The sequence below is a fragment of the Janthinobacterium psychrotolerans genome, assembly GCF_001677885.1.
Taxonomy (GTDB): Bacteria; Pseudomonadota; Gammaproteobacteria; order Burkholderiales; family Burkholderiaceae_D; genus Janthinobacterium; species Janthinobacterium psychrotolerans.
On the sequence record NZ_LOCQ01000055.1, the window covers coordinates 97,894 to 116,259 of the forward strand.

Consider the following 18,366-nt stretch of genomic DNA (forward strand, 5'->3'; position numbering starts at 1 on the left):
TTCCCATGCCCCTTCAGACCCCCATCAGTCCCGCCCAAGACCTGGCCATGCACAACCCGAACAAGGTCGCCTTGTTCTGGCTGACGACAGCGGCCGGTGCCGTGCTGTTTGTCACCTTCCAGCTGTTTTTCTACGTCAACGACTTTGTGAGAGCGCAGGGAGCGACACCGGCGATCACGTTTGAGCCCGACATCCTGTGGATGTTTTCCGCGTTCTATGGTTGCTGGATCGTCACGGTGCTCGTCGCATTGATGGCAACCCGAACGGCCCTGTGGGTTGTCCTGGTCCTCGGCAGTTTGATGGTCGTCCTTAATACCCTCGGCGGGATCGCCGACGGCTTGCGCGATGGCTGGCACATTGCCTTCTCGGCAGTATTCTTCATCACGTTACCCGGCGTGTTCTCCATCGCGGCCACCTGGCGTCGCATCCACAGCAAAGGCAACATCCATGTCTATCAATAGTTCCAACTTCCCCCTGGTCTGGATGAATTTTACGCAAGAACCAGGACATGATCACCAAAAGGACTTCGACGAGTTCGAGGCCAATTTGCAGCGTGGGGAGCCTTTCGTCATCTTGACCGATACCGTTCCTGCCGAAGACCATGAGCACTCGCCGGAAGAAAAGAAACGCAGCGCGCTCTGGATGAAAAAGCACAAGGTTCAATTGCGAAAGCTGGTGCTGGCAACGATCATGATCGAACCCAACGCGGCAAAACGTCTAGGTTTCAAGGCGTTTGCGGTGGTGTTTGCCAAGTTCTGGGGCTACCCTATGCTGCTTGCCGCGTCACGTGAGCAGGCAATGGAGATGGCGAGAACACTGTTGCCAAAAGACGGAAAGTCATCTCGCTGATAGCCCAGACTGGCGTCGGAACTGCCTGGCTGTGCCAGCGTGTCACGCCGCGCCTGGCGCGCAATCGAACGGGGCTGGAATTGCCCCAGTGCTATACTGACCGCCCTGTCGCCTCCTGCAAGCACTTGCGGACGGCGCCAGCGGCCGCAGTTTTATCCAGCTCACGGCCTGCCAGCGCATCAGCGATGCCGGCACTTGAAGCGTGCCCTGCGGGCCGCATCCATCACAACTTCGCCAGGATAGTACAAGTTCGTCATCTCTTTGATGGCGCGGCTACACGCATGCGCCTTGCCGCCTGCGCGATATGGCCAGCCTGGCGTTTATCAAGGAATTGCATGAAACTCAATACTGTCTGCCTGGGGCTCGCCTCGACCATGATCCTGCCTGCCGTGACGGCGCAGGCCCAGTCCTCCGTCGATCTGTATGGCCTGATGGATGCGGCGCTGGTGCGGGAGCGTTCGATCAGCAAAGTGTCCAGCGGCGTCTCGGCGGGTTCCCGTCTTGGATTTCGCGGCGCCGAAGCGCTGGGCAATGGCTGGCAAGCCGTGTTCACGCTGGAAGCCGGTTTGCTGAGCGACACCGGCCGCTCGGACCAGGCCGGCCAGTTGTTTGGCCGCCAGGCTTTCGTCGGCCTCAATGGTCCGCTGGGCATGCTGACCGTGGGCCGCCAGTACAATCTGCAAAGCCAGGCGCTGACCGATGTGGCCGACCCGTTCGAGGGCGGCATGGCCGGCGCTTCGACCAATGTGGCAGGCTATTCGGCCACCCGCATCGACAATACCGTGCGCTATACCTCGCCCACCATGCGCGGCGTGACGGCCACCATCATGTATGGCGCTGGCGAACACAGCGGCATTGCTGCGGACCAGCGCTCGCTGGGCCTGGCCCTCGGTTATGTGAACGGCCCATTGACCTTGCGCCTGGCGCGCCAGAGCCGTGGCGGCGACGCCGGCAAGGCCAATGTCAACAATACGATTTTGGCGGGCAACTACAATTTCGGTCCGGCCACCGCGTTTGCCGGCTATGGCAGCAATACGGGCGACGGCAGTTCGCTGTTCTTTGCCGACAACCCCTACGGCGCGGCAACCGCGCCGGTGCAGTCGGCCGACAGCCGCGACGCCATCGTTGGCGTCTCCGTGCCGCTGGGCGCGACCACCTTGCTGGCGTCCTTCATCCACAAGGACGACCGCGATGCGGGCAACCGCGACGCGCAGCAGCTGGCTTTTGGGGCCACCTATGCCTTGTCCAAACGCAGCAAGATTTATGTTGCCTATGCCAAGATCCGCAACCGCAATGGCGCCGCCTATATGGTCGGCAATGCCACCGAAGTCGGTAGCGGCGACCGTGCTTTCAACCTTGGCTTGCGCCACGCGTTTTAACGATTCAAGCGGCCAGCCTGGCGCCCTGCAGCAGCAGCGCTTCGAAGGCCGGTGCGGCCAGCGGCCTGCTGTACAGATAACCCTGCATCTGGTCGCAGCCGTGCTCGCGCAGGAAGTCCAGCTGCGCCGTCGTTTCCACGCCTTCGGCAATCACCTTCAGTCGCAGGTTGTGCGCCAGTGAAATGATGGCGCAGACAATCGCCGCGTCGTCGCTGCTGTGGGTGATGTCGTTGACAAACGATCTGTCGATTTTGAGCACATCGATGGGGAAGTGGCGCAGATAGGCCAGGCTGGAATAACCGGTGCCGAAGTCGTCGATCGACAACTGCACCCCCAGCGCCTTCAGGTTGCCCATGATGGCCGTGGCCTGCTCCACGTCATGCATGACCATGCTTTCCGTCAGTTCCAGTTCCAGGTAATGCGCGTCCAGCCCGGTTTCTGTCAGCACCGCCGCCACCGCATGCAGCAAATTGCGCTGCTTGAACTGGCGCGCCGACAGGTTCACCGCCACCCGCAAGTGAGTATGGCCGGCCAGCTGCCAGGCGCGCGCCTGGGCGCAGGCGGTGCGCAGCACCCACTCGCCGATCGGAATGATCAGGCCCATTTCCTCGGCCATGCCGATAAAGCTGGCCGGCGAAATCAGGCCCAGTTGCGGATGCCGCCAGCGCAGCAGCGCCTCCATGCCTACCACCTGGCCGCTGGCCAGGTCCAGCTGCGGCTGGTATTCGAGGTGGAACTGCTCGCGCTCCAGGGCATGGCGCAATTCGCTTTCCAGGCTCAGTCGCTGCAGCGTGTCGGCATTCATGTTCGAGGCATAGAACTGCCAGTGGCCGCGCCCCTGTTCCTTGGCGCGGTACATGGCGATATCGGCATGCTTGATCAGCATTTCGGCGCTGCCGCCATCGTCGGGATAGACGGCCACGCCCATGCTGCAACTGAGGAAAAACTCGTATTCGCCCAGCTGCATCGGCTGCGCCACGGCGTCGAGTATGCGCTGCAGGATGGCCATGCCGGGGTCGCCGTTGCCATGCTGCGGCAACAGCAGCACGAACTCGTCGCCACCGAGGCGCGCCACCGTATCGACTTCGCGCGTGGCGCCCAGCAGGCGCTCGGCCACGCCCTTGAGCAAGGTGTCGCCGGCATCGTGGCCGAGCGTGTCGTTGACGAACTTGAAGCGGTCCAGGTCGATGAACACCACCCACAGCGGCAAGCCGCTGCGCTGCGCGACGGCCATTTCATGTTCCAGGCGTTCGCGCAGCAGGCGGCGGTTGGCCAGCCCGGTCAAGATGTCGTGGCGCGCCTGGAACGCCAGCTCGGCCTCGAAGCGCATCACGGCGCTGATATCGTATTGCGCCAGCACGAAGTGGCTGATCGGCACGGCGCCATCGTCGCCGGCCTGGCCGCGCACCGGCGCGACAAATGTTTCGCTCCAGTACACTTCGCCATCCTTGCGGCAGTAGCGCAAAATCGCCTTGCCTTCGCGCTGCTCGCGGATGGCCGTCTGCAATTGATCCATGTTCGGCTGTTCCGGGATATTGCCTTGCAGGCTGGCCAGCGGCTTGCCCACCACGTCTTGCGCGGGGTAGCCGGTAATGCGCTCGAACGCCGGGTTGACGTATTCGACCAGGTAGCCCGGCGCTTCGGCGCTGCAAATGACGATGGCGTTGGCCGACACTTCGATGATGCGCTCGCGCAGCCGCAACGACTTTTCATTTTGCAGGCGCGCCGCGATGTCTTCGGACAGGCGCAGGTTGGCAAACTGCAGCGCCGCCGTGCGCTCGCCCGTGATGCGTTCGATCACGCTGTTGCGCGACACCAGCTGGTACACATAGGCGACCGCCAGCAGGGTCGACAGCAAGCCGCCCAGCAGCACATACAGCGAGCCCTGGTGATCGTTCCACAGAGCATGGGCCGGCGTGATGCGTACGCGCCAGGGCTGGCCGGCCAGGCTGAAGCTGCTCAAGGTGGGCTGGCCATGCGCGGCCTGCATCCAGGCGGGCAGGGCGCGGTTGGTGGGCGCTGCGTCATGCCGGTAGACCAGCGTTTCGCCTTGTGCGCCGGCAAATACTTCGATGCCGGCATGGCCGCTGTCGAGCAGCCTGGCGTTGCCGAGGATGGTGGCGATCAGGTGCGTGATGCGAAAGGTGGCGGCCGTCTCGCCGATCACGGCGCGCTGGCGCTGCTCGGGCGTGTCGAGCGCCATGCCGGCGCGGTACACGGGCGCCAGCACCAGGAAGCCGGTCTGCCGGCCAGGGTATTGCGTCAGGGTCAGCAGTTCGGTGGCGGTCGGCTGGCCGCTGTCGCGCGAAGCGATGCGCGCCACCTGCTGCCCGGGCGAGTTGCTGGTGTCCAGGCCCAGCAGCTGGGCATTGCCGTGCAGCGGCTCGACATAATCGATCACATTGTAGCTGTCGCGCTGCGGTACCGGCTGGCTGTTGTTGCCGTCGTCGTCCCCCTGGGCGATCATGAAGGCGGGGTGCGCCTGGCGCATGGCGTGTTCATAGCCGGCGCGGTCGGCGTGGTCGAGCACGCGGCGGTAGCTGAAGGCCTGGATTTCCGGATAGCGCTGCAGCAGCGGCGCGCTGAAGCTGCGGAACTGTTCGCGGCTGATCGGGTCGATGCTGCGAAACAGCTGGTTCAGCACCTTCAATTGTTCCACGGCGTTATTCAGGCCCGACATCAGGGCGGCGCTGCGCACGCTGGCGTCGTGCTGGAACAGCAGCCGGGCGCTTTCCGCTTCGATCTGGCGTGCCGACACATAACACAAGGCCGTGATCGCCAGCCCGGCCAGCATGGTGATCAGGACCGAGACCGAGACCGAAATGCGTACCCGCCGGAGTATTTTTTGCATCGCCTGCTTTCGGTCTGTGATTGCGTCGGAGCGGATCGGTGATCACGTTGTCTGGGGCAATGACTGACTGTAGGTGTTAATAGCCTTGCAAGTCCGTTCGGTAGCGAACAGAGATAATTTTCGGTAGGAAATATAGTTGCTGCTCAGAGACACAGCTGTGTTACTGTGCCCGACGGCGCCTCTCGTTCAGGCGCCTCCCCATGACCGCCTAGCTGACGACTGGAAACCAGGAAACCTGCCCATGTCGAGTCCGCATGTCGTATTACACAATCCCAACCAGAACCATTTGCTCGCCGCCATGCAGGACGCCGATTTCGCGCGCCTGGCGCCGCACCTGGAGCAGGTGCCCATGCGCCTGGGTGACGTGATCTACGATTCGGGCGACAAGCTGCACCACGTATATTTCCCCACCACCGCCATCGTTTCGCTGCACTACCTGCTGGAGAACGGCGGCTCGTCCGAAATTGCCGGTGTCGGCAACGAAGGCGTGGTCGGCGTGTCGCTGTTCATGGGCGGCGATTCGACCCCCAGCCGCGCGGTGGTGCAGACCGGCGGCGTCGGTTACCGCCTGAAGGCGCATTTGCTGATGGAAGAATTCAACCGCGCCGGGCCGGTCATGCGCTTGCTGCTGCGCTACACGCAGGCCTTGCTGACCCAGATGTCGCAAACGGCCGTGTGCAACCGCCATCATACGGTGGAGCAGCAACTGTGCCGCTGGCTGCTGCTGACCCTGGACCGCCTGCCCGGGCGCGAGCTGACCATGACCCAGGAACTGATCGCCAACATGCTGGGCGTGCGTCGCGAAGGCGTGACGGAAGCGGCCGGCAAATTGCAGGCGCGCGGCCATATCAGCTACCGGCGCGGCCATATCACGGTGCTGGACCGCCACGGGCTGGAAGGCACGACCTGCGAATGCTACGGCGTGGTCAAGAAGGAATTTGCCCGGCTGTTGTCCGACGTGCGCCAGCGCCAGGCCTGAACCGCGTCCCCTCTATTGTTGTACCAACCGGCTTAGCCCATGCAAACAGTTGAAAAAATTTCCACCGGCCTGCCATCGCGCTGGCCTGTCGCGCTGGCGTTCTCCTTCAGCGCCATCGTGCTGCTGGCGATCGCCGCCCTGGCCTGGCGCGGGCCGGCCGATACGGCAATGCTGACCGGCGTGCTGGTGTTGCTGTTGCTGCTGCTGCTGGCCGCGCTGTACCGCCGCACCCTGGCCGCCGGCCTGCCGCGCCAGCTGCTCAAGGCCGGCGCCTTGCAGGACGCGATTTTCAACAGCGCCAATTTTTCCAGCATCGCCACCGATGCCCAGGGCGTGATCCAGATCTTCAATGTGGGCGCCGAGCGCATGCTGGGTTATGCGGCGCATGAGGTGGTTGACAAGCTGACGCCGGCCAGCATTTCCGACGCACAGGAAATCGTTGCCCGCGCCCAAGCCTTGAGTGCCGAACTCGACACGCCGATTACGCCGGGCGTCGAGGCGCTGGTGTTCAAGGCCAAGCGCGGCATCGAGGATATTTACGAGCTGACGTACATCCGCAAGGATGGCAGCCGCTTTCCCGCCATTGTCTCGGTGACGGCCTTGCGCGACGCGCAGAACAAGGTCATTGGCTATCTGCTGATCGGCACCGACAACACGGCGCGCAAGCGGGTCGAGGCCGAGCAGGCCATGCTCGACAAGCGCTTGCAGGAGCAGCAGGCCTACACCCGGTCGCTGATCGAAACCAATAACGCCGAGCTGGAAAAGGCGCGCCAGGTGGCCGACAAAGCCAACCGCGCCAAGTCCGAATTTTTGTCCAGCATGAGCCATGAGTTGCGCACGCCACTGAACGCCGTGCTCGGGTTTGCCCAGCTGATGGCGTCCGACGTGCCGCCGCCGACCCAGCCGCAGCAGCGCTCGCTCGACCAGATCCTCAAGGGCGGCTGGTATCTGCTGCGCCTGATTAATGAAATTCTCGACCTGGCCATGATCGAGTCGGGCAAGGTGACCATGTCGGAAGAGGCGATGTCGCTGCTCGACGTGCTGCAGGATTGCGAGGCCATGATCGCGCCGCAGGCGCAAAAGCGCGGCATCGCCATGCATTTCCCGCGCTATGGCGATGCCTTCTATATCCATGCCGACCGCACGCGCGTGAAACAGGTGATGATCAACCTGCTGTCGAATGCCATCAAGTACAACCGCAGCGGCGGCAGCGTGCAGGTCGTTTGCAGCCAGCGCGGCGAGCGCGTGCGCGTCAGCGTCACCGACAGTGGCGACGGTCTCGATGCGAAACAGATGGCGCAGCTGTTCCAGCCCTTCAACCGCCTGGGCCAGGAAAACAGCCAGGAAGAGGGCACCGGCATCGGCCTGGTGGTCACCAAGCAACTGGTGGAACTGATGAAAGGCACGATTGGCGTCGACAGCACGGTCGGTGTCGGCACCACCTTCTGGGTCGAGTTCAAGGCCTCGCGCGCACCGCAACTGGTGCTCGGCGAAGGCGAGATATTGCCGGTGGCGCAGGAAGACTCGGACACCCAGCGCACCTTGCTGTACGTGGAAGACAATCCGGCCAACCTGGCGCTGGTCGAACAGCTGATCGCGCGCCGCAGCGATTTGAAACTGCTGACCGCCATCGACGGCCATTTGGGCATCGACCTGGCGCGCACCTGCCAGCCCGACGTGATCCTGATGGACATCAACCTGCCTGGCATCAGCGGCTTTGGCGCCTTGCGCATCCTGCACGACGATCCGCTCACCAGCCATATCCCGGTCATGGCGCTGTCGGCCAACGCCGTACCGCGCGATGTGGAAAAAGGGCTGGAAGCGGGCTTTTTCCGCTATCTGACCAAACCGATCAAGGTTGTCGAATTCATGGAGGCGCTCGATGTGGCGCTGCATCATGCGGCCAAGCACGGCCTGGCCGACGACACCACCGCAGCACGCTGATACTGTAATTACTGAGGACTACCGCCATGCTACAAGCCACCGAAATATTGAACGCCAGCATACTGATCGTCGACGACCAGGAAGCCAATGTGATGCTGCTGGAACAGGTGCTGCGCAATGCGGGCTACACCCGCATCACCTCCACCATGGACCCGCAAGCGGTGCGCGCGCTGCACCAGCAGCACCGCTACGACCTGATTCTGCTCGACTTGCAGATGCCGGAAATGGATGGCTTCGAAGTGATGGAAGGCTTGCGCGACCTCGAGGCGGGCAGTTACCTGCCGGTACTGGTGATCACCGCCCAGCCCGGCCACAAACTGCGCGCGCTGCAGGCCGGCGCCAAGGATTTCGTCGCCAAGCCCTTCGACCTGGTGGAAGTGAAAACCCGCATCCACAATATGCTGGAAGTGCGCTTGCTGCACCGCAAGCTGGCCGACTACAACAAGTCGCTGGAACAGGCGGTGCAGGAACGCACGGCCGAACTGCGCGAGAGCGAAGCGCGCTTCCAGCGCTTTACGGAACTGTCGTCGGACTGGTATTGGGAACAGGATGCCGACGGCAATCTGACGCGCTTTTCCGGCCCGGTCGCCGAGATGCTGGGCATTGGCAGCGAAGATGAGCCGCAGCGCTGGAACGCGGCCGAACGCGCGCTGCTCGACGAAAAAATTGCCGCCCGCGTGCCATTCCTGGACTTTATCTACAGCCGCCAGAATCTTGACGGCAGCATGCAATACCTGCAGGTCAGCGGTGAACCGATGTTCGACCAGGGCAGCCGTTTTGTCGGCTATCGCGGGATCGGATTGGATATTACGGCGCGGCAGCAAAAAAGCTGATTTATACTGGCGCCTGCTTCCTATCGTCCAGATACCATCATGACTGACAAATCGCCTTCTTACTGGTTCCCTGCCAAGACCTACGGCTTCGGCTGGGGCTTGCCCATCGTGTGGCAGGGCTGGGTGGTATTCATCAGCGCACTGGCGCTGCTGGCCTGCGGCGCCGTGCTGTTTCCGCCGACGCAAGTGCCGGTCGCCTACGTCATCTACGAAGTGGCGGTGGTGGCCTTGCTGCTTGCTGTCTGCTGGTGGAAGGGCGAGCCGCCGCAGTGGCGCTGGGGCAAGAAGAAATAATCATCTGGGCGCGCAGCCTGAAACGCGTATAATTGGCCCGCTGCCGCAAGGCGGCAAACGCTAGGGGTCCTGCCTCGCCGTGGCAACACGGTGAGATGCGGGTGAGAAATACCCTCCGAACCTGATCTGGATAATGCCAGCGAAGGGAAGCTTTAGGATGAACGCACCTCGCTCTTTTCGCGTGCGCGCAGCCGAATCTCCTTAGCTGGCTCCAGGCTTATGACAAGCTAGCCAAGGAGCCAAAATGAACGCCAATCCGAAATTTCTTTCCGCCACCGCCACGGTCGACGAGGCCGCGATCGCGCCGCTGCCCAATTCACGCAAGATCTATGTGCAGGGCAGCCGCCCCGACATCCGCGTGCCGATGCGCGCCATCAGCCAGTCCGACACGGAAGCGTCGTTCGGCGGCGAAAAAAACCCGCCCATCTACGTCTACGATACCTCCGGCCCGTACACCGACCCCGATGTCGCCATCGATATCCGCTCGGGCCTCGATACGCCGCGCCTGCCATGGATAATCGAACGCGCCGACACGGAAGAGTTGCCGGGCCCGACCTCGGACTACGGCATCGCCCGCCTGGCCGACCCAAAACTGGCCGAGCTGCGCTTCAACCTGCACCGCAAGCCGCGCCGCGCGCTGGCCGGCAAGAACGTCACGCAGATGCATTACGCGCGCCGTGGCATCATCACGCCGGAAATGGAATTTGTCGCCATCCGCGAAAACATGCGCCGCCAGCAGTACCTGGAGGAACTGAAGGCGTCCGGCCCGATGGGCGAGCGCATGGCCGAGATGATGGGACGCCAGCATCCGGGCCAGTCGTTCGGCGCCAGCATTCCTGCAGAAATCACGGCCGAATTCGTGCGCGAGGAAATCGCCCGCGGCCGCGCCATCATCCCCGCCAATATCAACCACCCCGAAGTCGAGCCGATGATTATCGGTCGCAATTTTCTGGTGAAAATCAACGCCAATATCGGCAATTCGGCCGTTACGTCTTCCATCGGCGAAGAAGTCGAAAAGATGACCTGGGCCATCCGCTGGGGTGGCGATAATGTGATGGATTTGTCGACCGGCAAGCATATCCATGAAACGCGCGAATGGATCGTGCGCAACAGTCCGGTGCCGATCGGCACCGTGCCGATCTACCAGGCGCTGGAAAAGGTCAATGGCAAGGCCGAGGATCTGACCTGGGAAATCTTCCGCGACACCCTGATCGAGCAGGCCGAACAGGGCGTCGACTACTTCACCATCCACGCCGGCGTGCTGCTGCGCTACGTGCCGCTGACGGCCAAGCGCCTGACCGGCATCGTCTCGCGCGGCGGCTCCATCATGGCGAAATGGTGTCTGGCGCATCACCAGGAATCGTTCCTGTACACGCATTTCGACGAGATCTGCGAGATCATGAAGGCGTATGACGTGTCGTTCTCGCTCGGCGACGGCTTGCGCCCGGGCTCCATCTACGACGCCAACGACGAAGCGCAACTGGGTGAGCTGAAAACCCTGGGCGAGCTGACGCAGATTGCGTGGAAGCACGATGTGCAGGTGATGATCGAGGGACCAGGCCATGTGCCGATGCAGCTGATCAAGGAAAACATGGATCTGCAGCTGGAGCAGTGCGGCGAAGCGCCGTTCTATACGCTGGGACCGCTGACCACCGATATCGCCCCGGGCTACGACCATATCACCTCGGGCATCGGCGCGGCCATGATCGGCTGGTATGGCACGGCCATGCTGTGCTACGTGACACCGAAGGAGCACCTGGGCCTGCCCAACAAGGCGGACGTGAAGGACGGCATCATCACCTATAAAATTGCCGCGCATGCGGCCGACCTGGCCAAGGGTCATCCGGGCGCGCAGATCCGCGACAACGCGCTGTCCAAGGCGCGCTTTGAATTCCGCTGGGACGACCAGTTCAATATCGGCCTGGACCCGGACAAGGCGCGCGAATTCCACGATGAAACCTTGCCCAAGGATTCGGCCAAGGTGGCGCACTTCTGTTCGATGTGCGGCCCGCATTTCTGCTCGATGAAGATCACCCAGGAAGTGCGCGAATACGCGGCCGGCATCGGCATCTCGGAAGAGAGCGCCGTCAGGCAGGGCATGGAAGTGAAAGCGATCGAGTTCATCAAGAACGGCGCCGAGCTGTACCGCAAGGTCTGAAGGAGGGCGCCATGATCCCCATCATGCTCAATGGCGCACCGCACCAGGTGCCGCCCCATCACACGCTGGACCAGCTGATCGCCGCGCTGTCACTGCAAGGCCAGGCGCTGGCGCTGGCCGTCAACCGCTCGGTGGTACAGCGGAAAAACTGGCCGGCGCATGTGCTGCAGGCGCAGGACCAGGTCGATATCGTGCGCGCCATCGGCGGCGGTTGAACATAACAAGGAATAGCTATGCATAACGAAACAAATAACGATGTCCTGACCATCGCCGGCAAGACCTATGCCTCGCGCCTGCTGGTGGGCAGCGGCAAATACAAGGACTTGCCGCAAACGCGCTCCGCCACCGATGCGGCCGAAGCGCAGATCATTACGGTGGCGATCCGCAGGGTCAATATCGGCCAGGACCCGAACGCGCCCAGCCTGCTCGACGTGTTGCCGCCCGACCAGTACACGATATTGCCGAACACGGCCGGCTGCTATACGGCCAAGGACGCCGTCTACACCCTGCAGCTGGCGCGCGAACTGCTCGGTGGCCGCAATCTGGTGAAGCTGGAGGTGCTGGGCGACGAGAAAACCCTGTTCCCGCATATGCCGGAAACGCTGGTCGCGGCCGAACAGCTGGTCAGGGACGGTTTTGACGTGATGGTGTATTGCAGCGACGATCCAATCCAGGCGCGTATCCTGGAAGAGATCGGCTGCGTGGCCATCATGCCGCTGGCGTCCCTGATCGGCTCGGGCATGGGCATCCTGAACCCGTGGAACTTGTCCCTGATTATCGACCAGGCCAGGGTGCCGGTGCTGGTCGATGCGGGCGTGGGCACGGCGTCGGATGCGGCGATCGCCATGGAACTGGGCTGCGATGGCGTGCTGATGAATACGGCGATTGCCGGCGCGCGCGATCCGGTGCGCATGGCCCATGCGATGAAGCTGGCCGTGCGGGCCGGACGCGAAGCGTTTTTGGCCGGCCGCATGCCGCGCAAATTTGCCGCGTCGCCATCGTCGCCGATGGCGGGCCGGCTGGCGTGATGGCTGCAACGCGGCCGGCGGTGCTGGTCTTTGCCGGGCTCGACCCGTCCGGCGGGGCCGGCATCGCCGCCGATATTCTGGCCATCGCCGCGCAGGGCGCGCATGCCTTGCCCATCGTTACCGCGCTGACGGTGCAGGATAACGACCGCGTGTTCGAGGTGCGGCCGGTGGACGCGGCGCTGTTGCTGCGCCAGGCGCAAGCCCTGATGGACAAGATGGCGATCGCTGCCGTGAAAATCGGCATCCCGGGCAGCGCGGCCAATGCGGCGGCGATCGCCCGGGTAATCGCGCAGCTGCGGCGCGCGCAGCCCGGCTTGCCGGTGGTGCTCGACCCGGTGCTGGCCAGCGGCCACGGCGACGTGCTCAGCACTGGTGACGCGGTGCTGGCGCTGGCACCCTTGTTGCCATTGACTACCGTGATAGTACCGAATGGGCCGGAAGCGAGCCGCCTGACAGGCATTGTCGAGATTGACGAGCAGGCAGCGGCGCTGCTGGCGCGCGGCTGCAGCAATGTGCTGGTGACGGGCGGCCATGGCGAGGGCGACAACGTTGTCAATCGCTGGTTCGGCGTGGACGGCGAAGCGCGGCAATGGCAATGGCCGCGATTGAGCGGCGAATTTCATGGCAGCGGCTGCACCCTGGCCGCCGCCATCGCGGCGCGGCTGGCGTTGCGGCAAGCCATGCCGGAGGCGCTGGCGGCGGCGCAAGCCTTTTGCCATGCGGCCCTGGCGCAGGCCTATGCGGTCGCGCCGGGCCAGCTGATGCCGCAGCGGCTGATCACTTTACAAGGAAAATATCATGCGTGGACTATATCTGGTGACCCCGAACTGGGATGACACCGACCGCCTGCTCGACGTGACGGAGCAGGCAATGCAGGAGGGCGTGGCTCTGCTGCAATACCGCCACAAGAGCGCCGATGCGGTGTTGCGGCGCGAACAGGCGGGCGCCTTGCAGCTGCTGGCGCGCAAATATGGCGTGCCCTTCATCATCAATGACTTTATCGCACTGTGCGAGGAACTGGACGCCGATGGCCTGCATGTGGGCGGCACGGACGTCTCCGTCGCCCAGGCACGGGCCCGGCTGGGCGCCGGCAAGCTGGTGGGCGCGTCGTGCTATGGCGATTTGCTGCTGGCGCGCAAGGTACAGAGTGAAGGCGCCAGCTATGTGGCCTTTGGCGGCTTCTATCCGTCGCTGGTCAAGCAGTACCCGGTCACTACCGACCCGGACATCGTGCTGCAGGCCAAACGCGAGATTGCCTTGCCCTGCGTGGTGATCGGCGGCATGACGCCGGACAACGCCGCGCCCCTGGCGGCGCGCGGCGCCGACCTGGTGGCGGCGATCAGCAGCGTATACCTGGCGGATGATGTAACTATTTCAGTACGGAAATTTAATGAGCTGTTTGGCAGCTAAGACGGGCGGCGCAAGCGAGTCTGGTTTCACGCATCAATCGGCATATAATAAGCTCCATCCCCCTATTACTATGACCGAGGTTCCCTTGCCCATGAATCAGCCAGCCGCCAAACGCCTTATCCTGATCGTTGACGATGACCAGCTGCTGCTGGAGTTTCTCGGCGAAGTCCTGCGCCATGCTGGTTACGAAACGGCGCTGGCCAATTCCGCCGAAGCGGCCTTGCAGCTGATCGCCCAGCGCGAACCCGACCTGGCCCTGCTCGATATCCACATGCCCGGCATGTCCGGCCTGGAACTGGCCAAGCGCCTGCACGCGGAAACCGCCGTGCCTTTCATGTTCCTGTCCGGCAGCGGCGACAGCGAGTCGGGCAAGCAGGCGGCCGCCTATGGCGCCGTCGGCTATGTCGTCAAGCCGGTCGACGAAGGCCGTTTGATGCCGGCTTTTGAAGCGGGCCTGGCGCGCGCCGACGATATCCGCCAGCTGCGCCGCACCGAACTGAACTTGAACGCGGCGCTGGCCGCCGGCCGTGAAACCAGCCTGGCCGTGGGCTTGCTGATGGGCAAGTTCCAGACCGACCGCAACACGGCCTTCGAAGTGCTGCGCGACCATGCGCGTTCGAGCCGCCGCAAGATCAATGAAATCGCCAGCCAGCTGCTGCTGGCCGAAGAAACCCTGAACGGGTTGCACGGCGCTTTCCTGAACCGTGCCAAGGTCGTCAAATAAATTCCAGTCGGCGCGCCGGCTGGCGCGCCGTCTGTTCCCCATTTTCTGCCGTCCGTCGCATGATCCACGCCGTGCACACGCCACCGCGCTACAGTAGGATCCCCACTTCTACCGTCGCGAGCCTCCCATGATGACCGTATCCCGCTTGTGCCTGGCCCTTGCCGGCGCCATCCTGTCCGTGAGCGCCATCGCCGCTGCCGGCGAACCATTTACCCTGGTGCAAGGCAAGAATGGCGCCATTTCCACCTACGGCAGTGGCTCCGACAACGAAGAACTCGATCGCCTCAAGCGCAGCAGCCATGGCGCTTTCCTGTGGTTCCGCGACCATGGCAAATCGTATGTGATCGACGATCACGCCTTGCTGGCGCGCGCCGGGGCTGCCTGGAAACCGGTGCAAGCGCTGGGCCAGGAAATGTCCGCGCTCGGCAGCCAGATGGGCGAGCAGGGGCGCCACATGGGCAAGCTGGGCCGCGAAATGGGCGAGCAGGGCCACCGGGGCCATGCTGGCCAGGCCGCGATGGATGTGAAGGCGCGCCAGATGGACCAGGCCGCCAAACCGATGGACAGCCTGGGCAAGCGGATGGGCGAACTGGGCGAGCGCCAGGGGCGCGCCAGCAAGGAGGCGGAGCGGGCCACGCGGGTGGTGATCGATGAGGCCTTGCGTACTGGAAAAGCGAAGCCGCTACACGCCGGCTGATGCCGCCACGGACGCGCCCGGCTTGCATAATAACTGGACAAATCCACAGTGGATGGCGGCGCGCTGGCCCAAGGTCGGTATAATCACGGGATGCAAAATCTTCTTCACAACCTCAATCCCGAACAACTGGCCGCCGTCACTTTGCCAGCCCAGCATGCCCTGATCCTGGCCGGCGCCGGTTCGGGCAAGACCCGCGTGCTGACCACCCGCATCGCCTGGCTGATCCAGACCCAGCAGGTGTCGCCACCGGGCATCCTGGCCGTGACGTTTACCAATAAAGCGGCCAAGGAAATGCTCACGCGCCTGTCGGCCATGCTGCCGATCAATACGCGCGGCATGTGGATCGGCACTTTCCACGGCCTGTGCAACCGTTTGCTGCGCACGCACCACCGCGACGCCGCCTTGCCGCAGACCTTCCAGATCCTCGACTCGCAGGATCAGCTGTCGGTGATCAAGCGTTTGCTCAAAGCTAACAATATCGATGATGAAAAGTTCCCGCCGAAGACGGTGATGTATTTCATCAACAACGCCAAGGACCAGGGCCTGCGCGCCAAGGACGTGGAAGCGTATGACGCGCACGAGCGCAAGCTGGTCGAGCTGTACCAGCTGTACGACGACCAGTGCCAGCGCGAAGGCGTGGTCGATTTTGCCGAGCTGCTGCTGCGTACCTATGAATTGCTGAGCCGCAACCAGCCGCTGCGCGAGCATTACCAGGCGCGCTTCCGCCATATCCTGGTCGACGAGTTCCAGGATACGAATAATCTGCAATACAACTGGTTGAAATTGCTGGCCGGCCACGGCAGCCGCGACGGCGGCGCGCTGTTTGCCGTCGGCGACGATGACCAGAGCATCTATGCTTTCCGCGGCGCCAACGTCGGCAACATGAGCGCCTTCGAGCATGAATTCCAGGTGAAAAACCTGATCAAGCTGGAGCAGAACTACCGCTCGCACGGCCATATTCTCGACAGCGCCAACGTGCTGATCGCCAATAACAGCAAGCGCCTGGGCAAGAACCTGCGCACCGACGCCGGCCATGGCGAACAGGTGCGCGTGTATGAAGCCAGCTCCGACCTGCAGGAAGCGCAGTGGATCATCGAAGAGGCGAAAAGCCTGATCGCCGAGGGCGCCTCGCGCAGCGAGATCGCCATTTTGTACCGCTCGAATGCGCAGTCGCGCGTGATCGAGCATGCCTTGTTTTCGGCCGCAATTCCGTATCACGTGTATGGCGGCCAGCGTTACTTCCAGCGCGCCGAGGTCAAGCATGCGATTGCCTACTTGCAGCTGATGGACAATCCGCACAACGATTCGGCCTTTTTGCGCGTGGTCAATTTCCCCACGCGCGGCATCGGCATGCGCTCGATCGAGCAGCTGCAGGCCGCCTCGGAACAGTACGGCATTTCCTTGTACGCTTCCGTGCCCTATGTGGCGGGCAAGGCGGGCAGCAGCCTGGCCGGCTTCGTCAAGCTGATCGAAGGCGTGCGCTTCGAAACCCAGCAATTGTCCTTGCCGGAAATGGTGCGCGTGGTGCTCGAAGCGAGTACCTTGCTGCAGCACTACCAGAACGAAAAAGAAGGCGCCGACCGCATCGAGAATCTGGAACAGATGGTCAGCGCCGCCACCCAGTTCGTGTCCGAAGAAGGGTTTGGCCAGGCCGCGCCGGCCCACCTGGGGCCAGCCGCCCAGGCGCAATCGGGCATGCCGGTCGTCAACCAGGATGGCATCGAGATCCTCGACGCCGACGCGCCGCTGCCGGCCGTGATGTCGCCGCTGTCGGCCTTCCTGTCGCACGCATCGCTCGAAGCGGGCGACAACCAGGCGCAGGCGGGCCAGGATGCGCTGCAGATGATGACGGTGCACTCGGCCAAGGGCCTGGAATTTGACAACGTCTTCATTACCGGCCTGGAAGAGGGCCTGTTCCCGCACGAAAGCAGTTCCAAGGAAGACAATGGCGTCGAGGAAGAGCGGCGTTTGATGTACGTGGCGATCACGCGCGCGCGCAAGCGTTTATATATGAGCTTTTCGCAGACGCGCATGCTGCACGGCCAGACCCGCTACAACATGAAGTCACGCTTCTTCGACGAGTTGCCCGAAGAATCCTTGAAATGGCTGTCGCCAAAAGTGCAGGCCAACTGGTTCGGCAACCGCAAGTCGGCCTGGGACGACGCGCCGCGCACGGTCGCCAGCCTGGGTTCGGATAACGCGATCGCCCAGAAGATCGCGCAAAAATCCCCTGGCGGCGGCGGCGGCTGGCGTATCGGCGAATCGGTGAGCCATGCCAAGTTCGGCGAGGGCGTGATCGTCAATATCGAAGGCGGCGGCGGCAACGCCCGCGCGCAGATCAACTTCGGCCAGCACGGCATGAAGGTGCTGGACCTGGGGATTGCCAAGCTGGAGCGGCTGGGGAGGTAAATCGTCAAGCCGTATTGCTGGTCAGGCTTTATCCAGCGATACTGCCTTGCCGCTATCGGCCGGCACGCCAAAAATCTGCCGGTACGCCGCATAGAACGAGCAATGCATGATGACCGTCAAGATCATCGACAGCGGCATCATCAGCTGGATGGCCATCGGCGTGCGGCCGACGATCATGAACAGCAGCTGGCTGGTGACGATGCTGATGGCGAACCAGGTCGAGGCGAACACGACAAAGGCCGACAGCGAACGCCAGACGGCGAAAAAGCTGAAGAACAGCGCCTTGCCCAGGCTGACCTGTTGCCAGTAGATCAGCGGCGCGGCAAAGCAGAAGGCCATCGCGGCCGGGATATACATGACGATGGTCAGCAAGATGGCCGAGCCGATATTCGATTCGCGGATCACCTCGGGCGAGGTCTGCGGATTGAGCTGGCCCGTCACCAGTTGCCACAAGGTGCCGCCGTCGACCAGCGACGAGGCGCCGATGGCGACAATCGCCATAATGATGTACAGCACGCCCAGGCCGAACAGCACCGGCAGGGCCGGCTTGCGAAAGCCCGACATCAGCAGGCTGGGCACGACGCGCTTGCCCTGGTCGATATTCAAACAGCCTTGCGCAAAGGCGACCGAGAAGATCGGCACCAGGATCACGGGCAGCAATTGGCCCAGCAGCGGGATAATGCTCACTAACAGCATGCAGACCATATAGCCAAGAAACAGCATCGACAGGCCGCCAGGTTGCTTGCGAAACAGGCCGAAGCCTTGTTTTACCCAGTGCCAGCCTGTGCTTGCAGGTAATTTTTCCATATTC

17 protein-coding genes and 1 riboswitch are annotated in these 18,366 nt (G+C 62.9%); of the genes, 15 read left to right on the forward strand and 2 right to left on the reverse strand.

Going from position 1 to position 18,366, the window contains the following annotated elements; translation table 11 throughout:
- The first annotated feature begins 5 nt into the window (after positions 1–5).
- From ASR47_RS13295 to ASR47_RS13305, 3 genes are all read left to right on the forward strand, one after another.
- Positions 6–461, forward strand: coding sequence for a hypothetical protein (locus tag ASR47_RS13295; protein ID WP_065308401.1), 456 nt, complete (start codon positions 6–8; stop codon positions 459–461).
- Positions 448–849 carry a hypothetical protein gene (locus tag ASR47_RS13300; RefSeq protein ID WP_065308263.1) on the forward strand — a complete coding sequence of 134 codons (402 nt, stop codon included), beginning with the start codon at positions 448–450 and terminating at the stop codon, positions 847–849. The genes ASR47_RS13295 and ASR47_RS13300 overlap by 14 nt, the downstream gene beginning before the upstream one ends.
- Before the next feature lie 335 nt (positions 850–1,184).
- Positions 1,185–2,228 (forward strand): porin, encoded by a 1,044-nt coding sequence (locus ASR47_RS13305; RefSeq protein ID WP_065308264.1) that lies wholly within the window; start codon positions 1,185–1,187, stop codon positions 2,226–2,228.
- Between the two features lie 4 nt (positions 2,229–2,232).
- On the opposite strand, the gene ASR47_RS13310 is transcribed toward ASR47_RS13305, so the two are convergent.
- On the reverse strand, positions 2,233–5,079 hold the full coding sequence (locus tag ASR47_RS13310) for a bifunctional diguanylate cyclase/phosphodiesterase (protein ID WP_065308265.1): 2,847 nt from the start codon (positions 5,077–5,079) through the stop codon (positions 2,233–2,235).
- 241 nt (positions 5,080–5,320) lie between these two features.
- Here ASR47_RS13310 and ASR47_RS13315 point away from each other — a divergent pair, with 241 nt between their 5' ends.
- The 12 genes from ASR47_RS13315 (at position 5,321) to ASR47_RS13370 (ending at position 17,555) form a co-directional block, all read left to right on the forward strand.
- Positions 5,321–6,058 (forward strand): Crp/Fnr family transcriptional regulator, encoded by a 738-nt coding sequence (locus ASR47_RS13315; protein ID WP_065308266.1) that lies wholly within the window; start codon positions 5,321–5,323, stop codon positions 6,056–6,058.
- Positions 6,059–6,097: 39 nt separating this feature from the next.
- Positions 6,098–8,002, forward strand: coding sequence for a PAS domain-containing hybrid sensor histidine kinase/response regulator (locus ASR47_RS13320; protein WP_082988914.1), 1,905 nt, complete (start codon positions 6,098–6,100; stop codon positions 8,000–8,002).
- 26 nt (positions 8,003–8,028) lie between these two features.
- On the forward strand, positions 8,029–8,835 hold the full coding sequence (locus ASR47_RS13325; protein ID WP_065308267.1) for a response regulator: 807 nt from the start codon (positions 8,029–8,031) through the stop codon (positions 8,833–8,835).
- 39 nt (positions 8,836–8,874) lie between these two features.
- On the forward strand, positions 8,875–9,129 hold the full coding sequence (locus ASR47_RS13330; protein ID WP_065308268.1) for a hypothetical protein: 255 nt from the start codon (positions 8,875–8,877) through the stop codon (positions 9,127–9,129).
- Between the two features lie 52 nt (positions 9,130–9,181).
- Positions 9,182–9,294, forward strand: a riboswitch (TPP riboswitch).
- A gap of 79 nt (positions 9,295–9,373) precedes the next feature.
- Entirely contained in the window at positions 9,374–11,287 is a 1,914-nt protein-coding gene (gene thiC, locus ASR47_RS13335) for a phosphomethylpyrimidine synthase ThiC (RefSeq protein ID WP_065308269.1), read from the forward strand.
- 11 nt (positions 11,288–11,298) lie between these two features.
- A complete protein-coding gene (thiS, locus tag ASR47_RS13340; RefSeq protein ID WP_065308270.1) occupies positions 11,299–11,502 on the forward strand; it encodes a sulfur carrier protein ThiS in 204 nt (67 codons plus the stop codon).
- Positions 11,503–11,520: 18 nt separating this feature from the next.
- Positions 11,521–12,315: a thiazole synthase gene (locus ASR47_RS13345; protein WP_150127798.1), complete on the forward strand. Its 795-nt coding sequence runs from the start codon at positions 11,521–11,523 to the stop codon at positions 12,313–12,315.
- Complete coding sequence (locus ASR47_RS13350) at positions 12,315–13,151, forward strand: bifunctional hydroxymethylpyrimidine kinase/phosphomethylpyrimidine kinase (protein WP_065308272.1); 837 nt, start codon at positions 12,315–12,317, stop codon at positions 13,149–13,151. The genes ASR47_RS13345 and ASR47_RS13350 overlap by 1 nt, the downstream gene beginning before the upstream one ends.
- Complete coding sequence (gene thiE / locus ASR47_RS13355; protein ID WP_065308403.1) at positions 13,114–13,725, forward strand: thiamine phosphate synthase; 612 nt, start codon at positions 13,114–13,116, stop codon at positions 13,723–13,725. Before ASR47_RS13350 ends, thiE begins: the two co-directional genes overlap by 38 nt.
- A 91-nt stretch (positions 13,726–13,816) precedes the next feature.
- Positions 13,817–14,449, forward strand: a complete 633-nt coding sequence (locus ASR47_RS13360) for an ANTAR domain-containing response regulator (protein ID WP_065308404.1) — start codon at positions 13,817–13,819, stop codon at positions 14,447–14,449.
- A gap of 127 nt (positions 14,450–14,576) precedes the next feature.
- Entirely contained in the window at positions 14,577–15,146 is a 570-nt protein-coding gene (locus tag ASR47_RS13365; RefSeq protein ID WP_150127799.1) for a hypothetical protein, read from the forward strand.
- Positions 15,147–15,236: 90 nt separating this feature from the next.
- Entirely contained in the window at positions 15,237–17,555 is a 2,319-nt protein-coding gene (locus ASR47_RS13370) for a UvrD-helicase domain-containing protein (RefSeq protein WP_065308274.1), read from the forward strand.
- Between the two features lie 21 nt (positions 17,556–17,576).
- Here the strand turns inward: ASR47_RS13370 and ASR47_RS13375 are convergent, their stop codons facing one another.
- Entirely contained in the window at positions 17,577–18,362 is a 786-nt protein-coding gene (locus tag ASR47_RS13375; protein WP_065308275.1) for a BPSS1780 family membrane protein, read from the reverse strand.
- Positions 18,363–18,366 lie beyond the last annotated feature (4 nt).

Excerpts from the sequence above, each read along its gene's own strand:
- ASR47_RS13295 (WP_065308401.1), top strand. The coding sequence starts at position 6 with ATGCCCCTTCAGACCCCCATCAGTCCCGCCCAAGACCTGGCCATGCAC.
- ASR47_RS13300 (WP_065308263.1), top strand. The coding sequence starts at position 448 with ATGTCTATCAATAGTTCCAACTTCCCCCTGGTCTGGATGAATTTTACG.
- ASR47_RS13305 (WP_065308264.1), top strand. The coding sequence starts at position 1,185 with ATGAAACTCAATACTGTCTGCCTGGGGCTCGCCTCGACCATGATCCTG.
- ASR47_RS13310 (WP_065308265.1), bottom strand. The coding sequence starts at position 5,079 with ATGCAAAAAATACTCCGGCGGGTACGCATTTCGGTCTCGGTCTCGGTC.
- ASR47_RS13315 (WP_065308266.1), top strand. The coding sequence starts at position 5,321 with ATGTCGAGTCCGCATGTCGTATTACACAATCCCAACCAGAACCATTTG.
- ASR47_RS13320 (WP_082988914.1), top strand. The coding sequence starts at position 6,098 with ATGCAAACAGTTGAAAAAATTTCCACCGGCCTGCCATCGCGCTGGCCT.
- ASR47_RS13325 (WP_065308267.1), top strand. The coding sequence starts at position 8,029 with ATGCTACAAGCCACCGAAATATTGAACGCCAGCATACTGATCGTCGAC.
- ASR47_RS13330 (WP_065308268.1), top strand. The coding sequence starts at position 8,875 with ATGACTGACAAATCGCCTTCTTACTGGTTCCCTGCCAAGACCTACGGC.
- thiC (WP_065308269.1), top strand. The coding sequence starts at position 9,374 with ATGAACGCCAATCCGAAATTTCTTTCCGCCACCGCCACGGTCGACGAG.
- thiS (WP_065308270.1), top strand. The coding sequence starts at position 11,299 with ATGATCCCCATCATGCTCAATGGCGCACCGCACCAGGTGCCGCCCCAT.
- ASR47_RS13345 (WP_150127798.1), top strand. The coding sequence starts at position 11,521 with ATGCATAACGAAACAAATAACGATGTCCTGACCATCGCCGGCAAGACC.
- ASR47_RS13350 (WP_065308272.1), top strand. The coding sequence starts at position 12,315 with ATGGCTGCAACGCGGCCGGCGGTGCTGGTCTTTGCCGGGCTCGACCCG.
- thiE (WP_065308403.1), top strand. The coding sequence starts at position 13,114 with ATGCGTGGACTATATCTGGTGACCCCGAACTGGGATGACACCGACCGC.
- ASR47_RS13360 (WP_065308404.1), top strand. The coding sequence starts at position 13,817 with ATGAATCAGCCAGCCGCCAAACGCCTTATCCTGATCGTTGACGATGAC.
- ASR47_RS13365 (WP_150127799.1), top strand. The coding sequence starts at position 14,577 with ATGATGACCGTATCCCGCTTGTGCCTGGCCCTTGCCGGCGCCATCCTG.
- ASR47_RS13370 (WP_065308274.1), top strand. The coding sequence starts at position 15,237 with ATGCAAAATCTTCTTCACAACCTCAATCCCGAACAACTGGCCGCCGTC.
- ASR47_RS13375 (WP_065308275.1), bottom strand. The coding sequence starts at position 18,362 with ATGGAAAAATTACCTGCAAGCACAGGCTGGCACTGGGTAAAACAAGGC.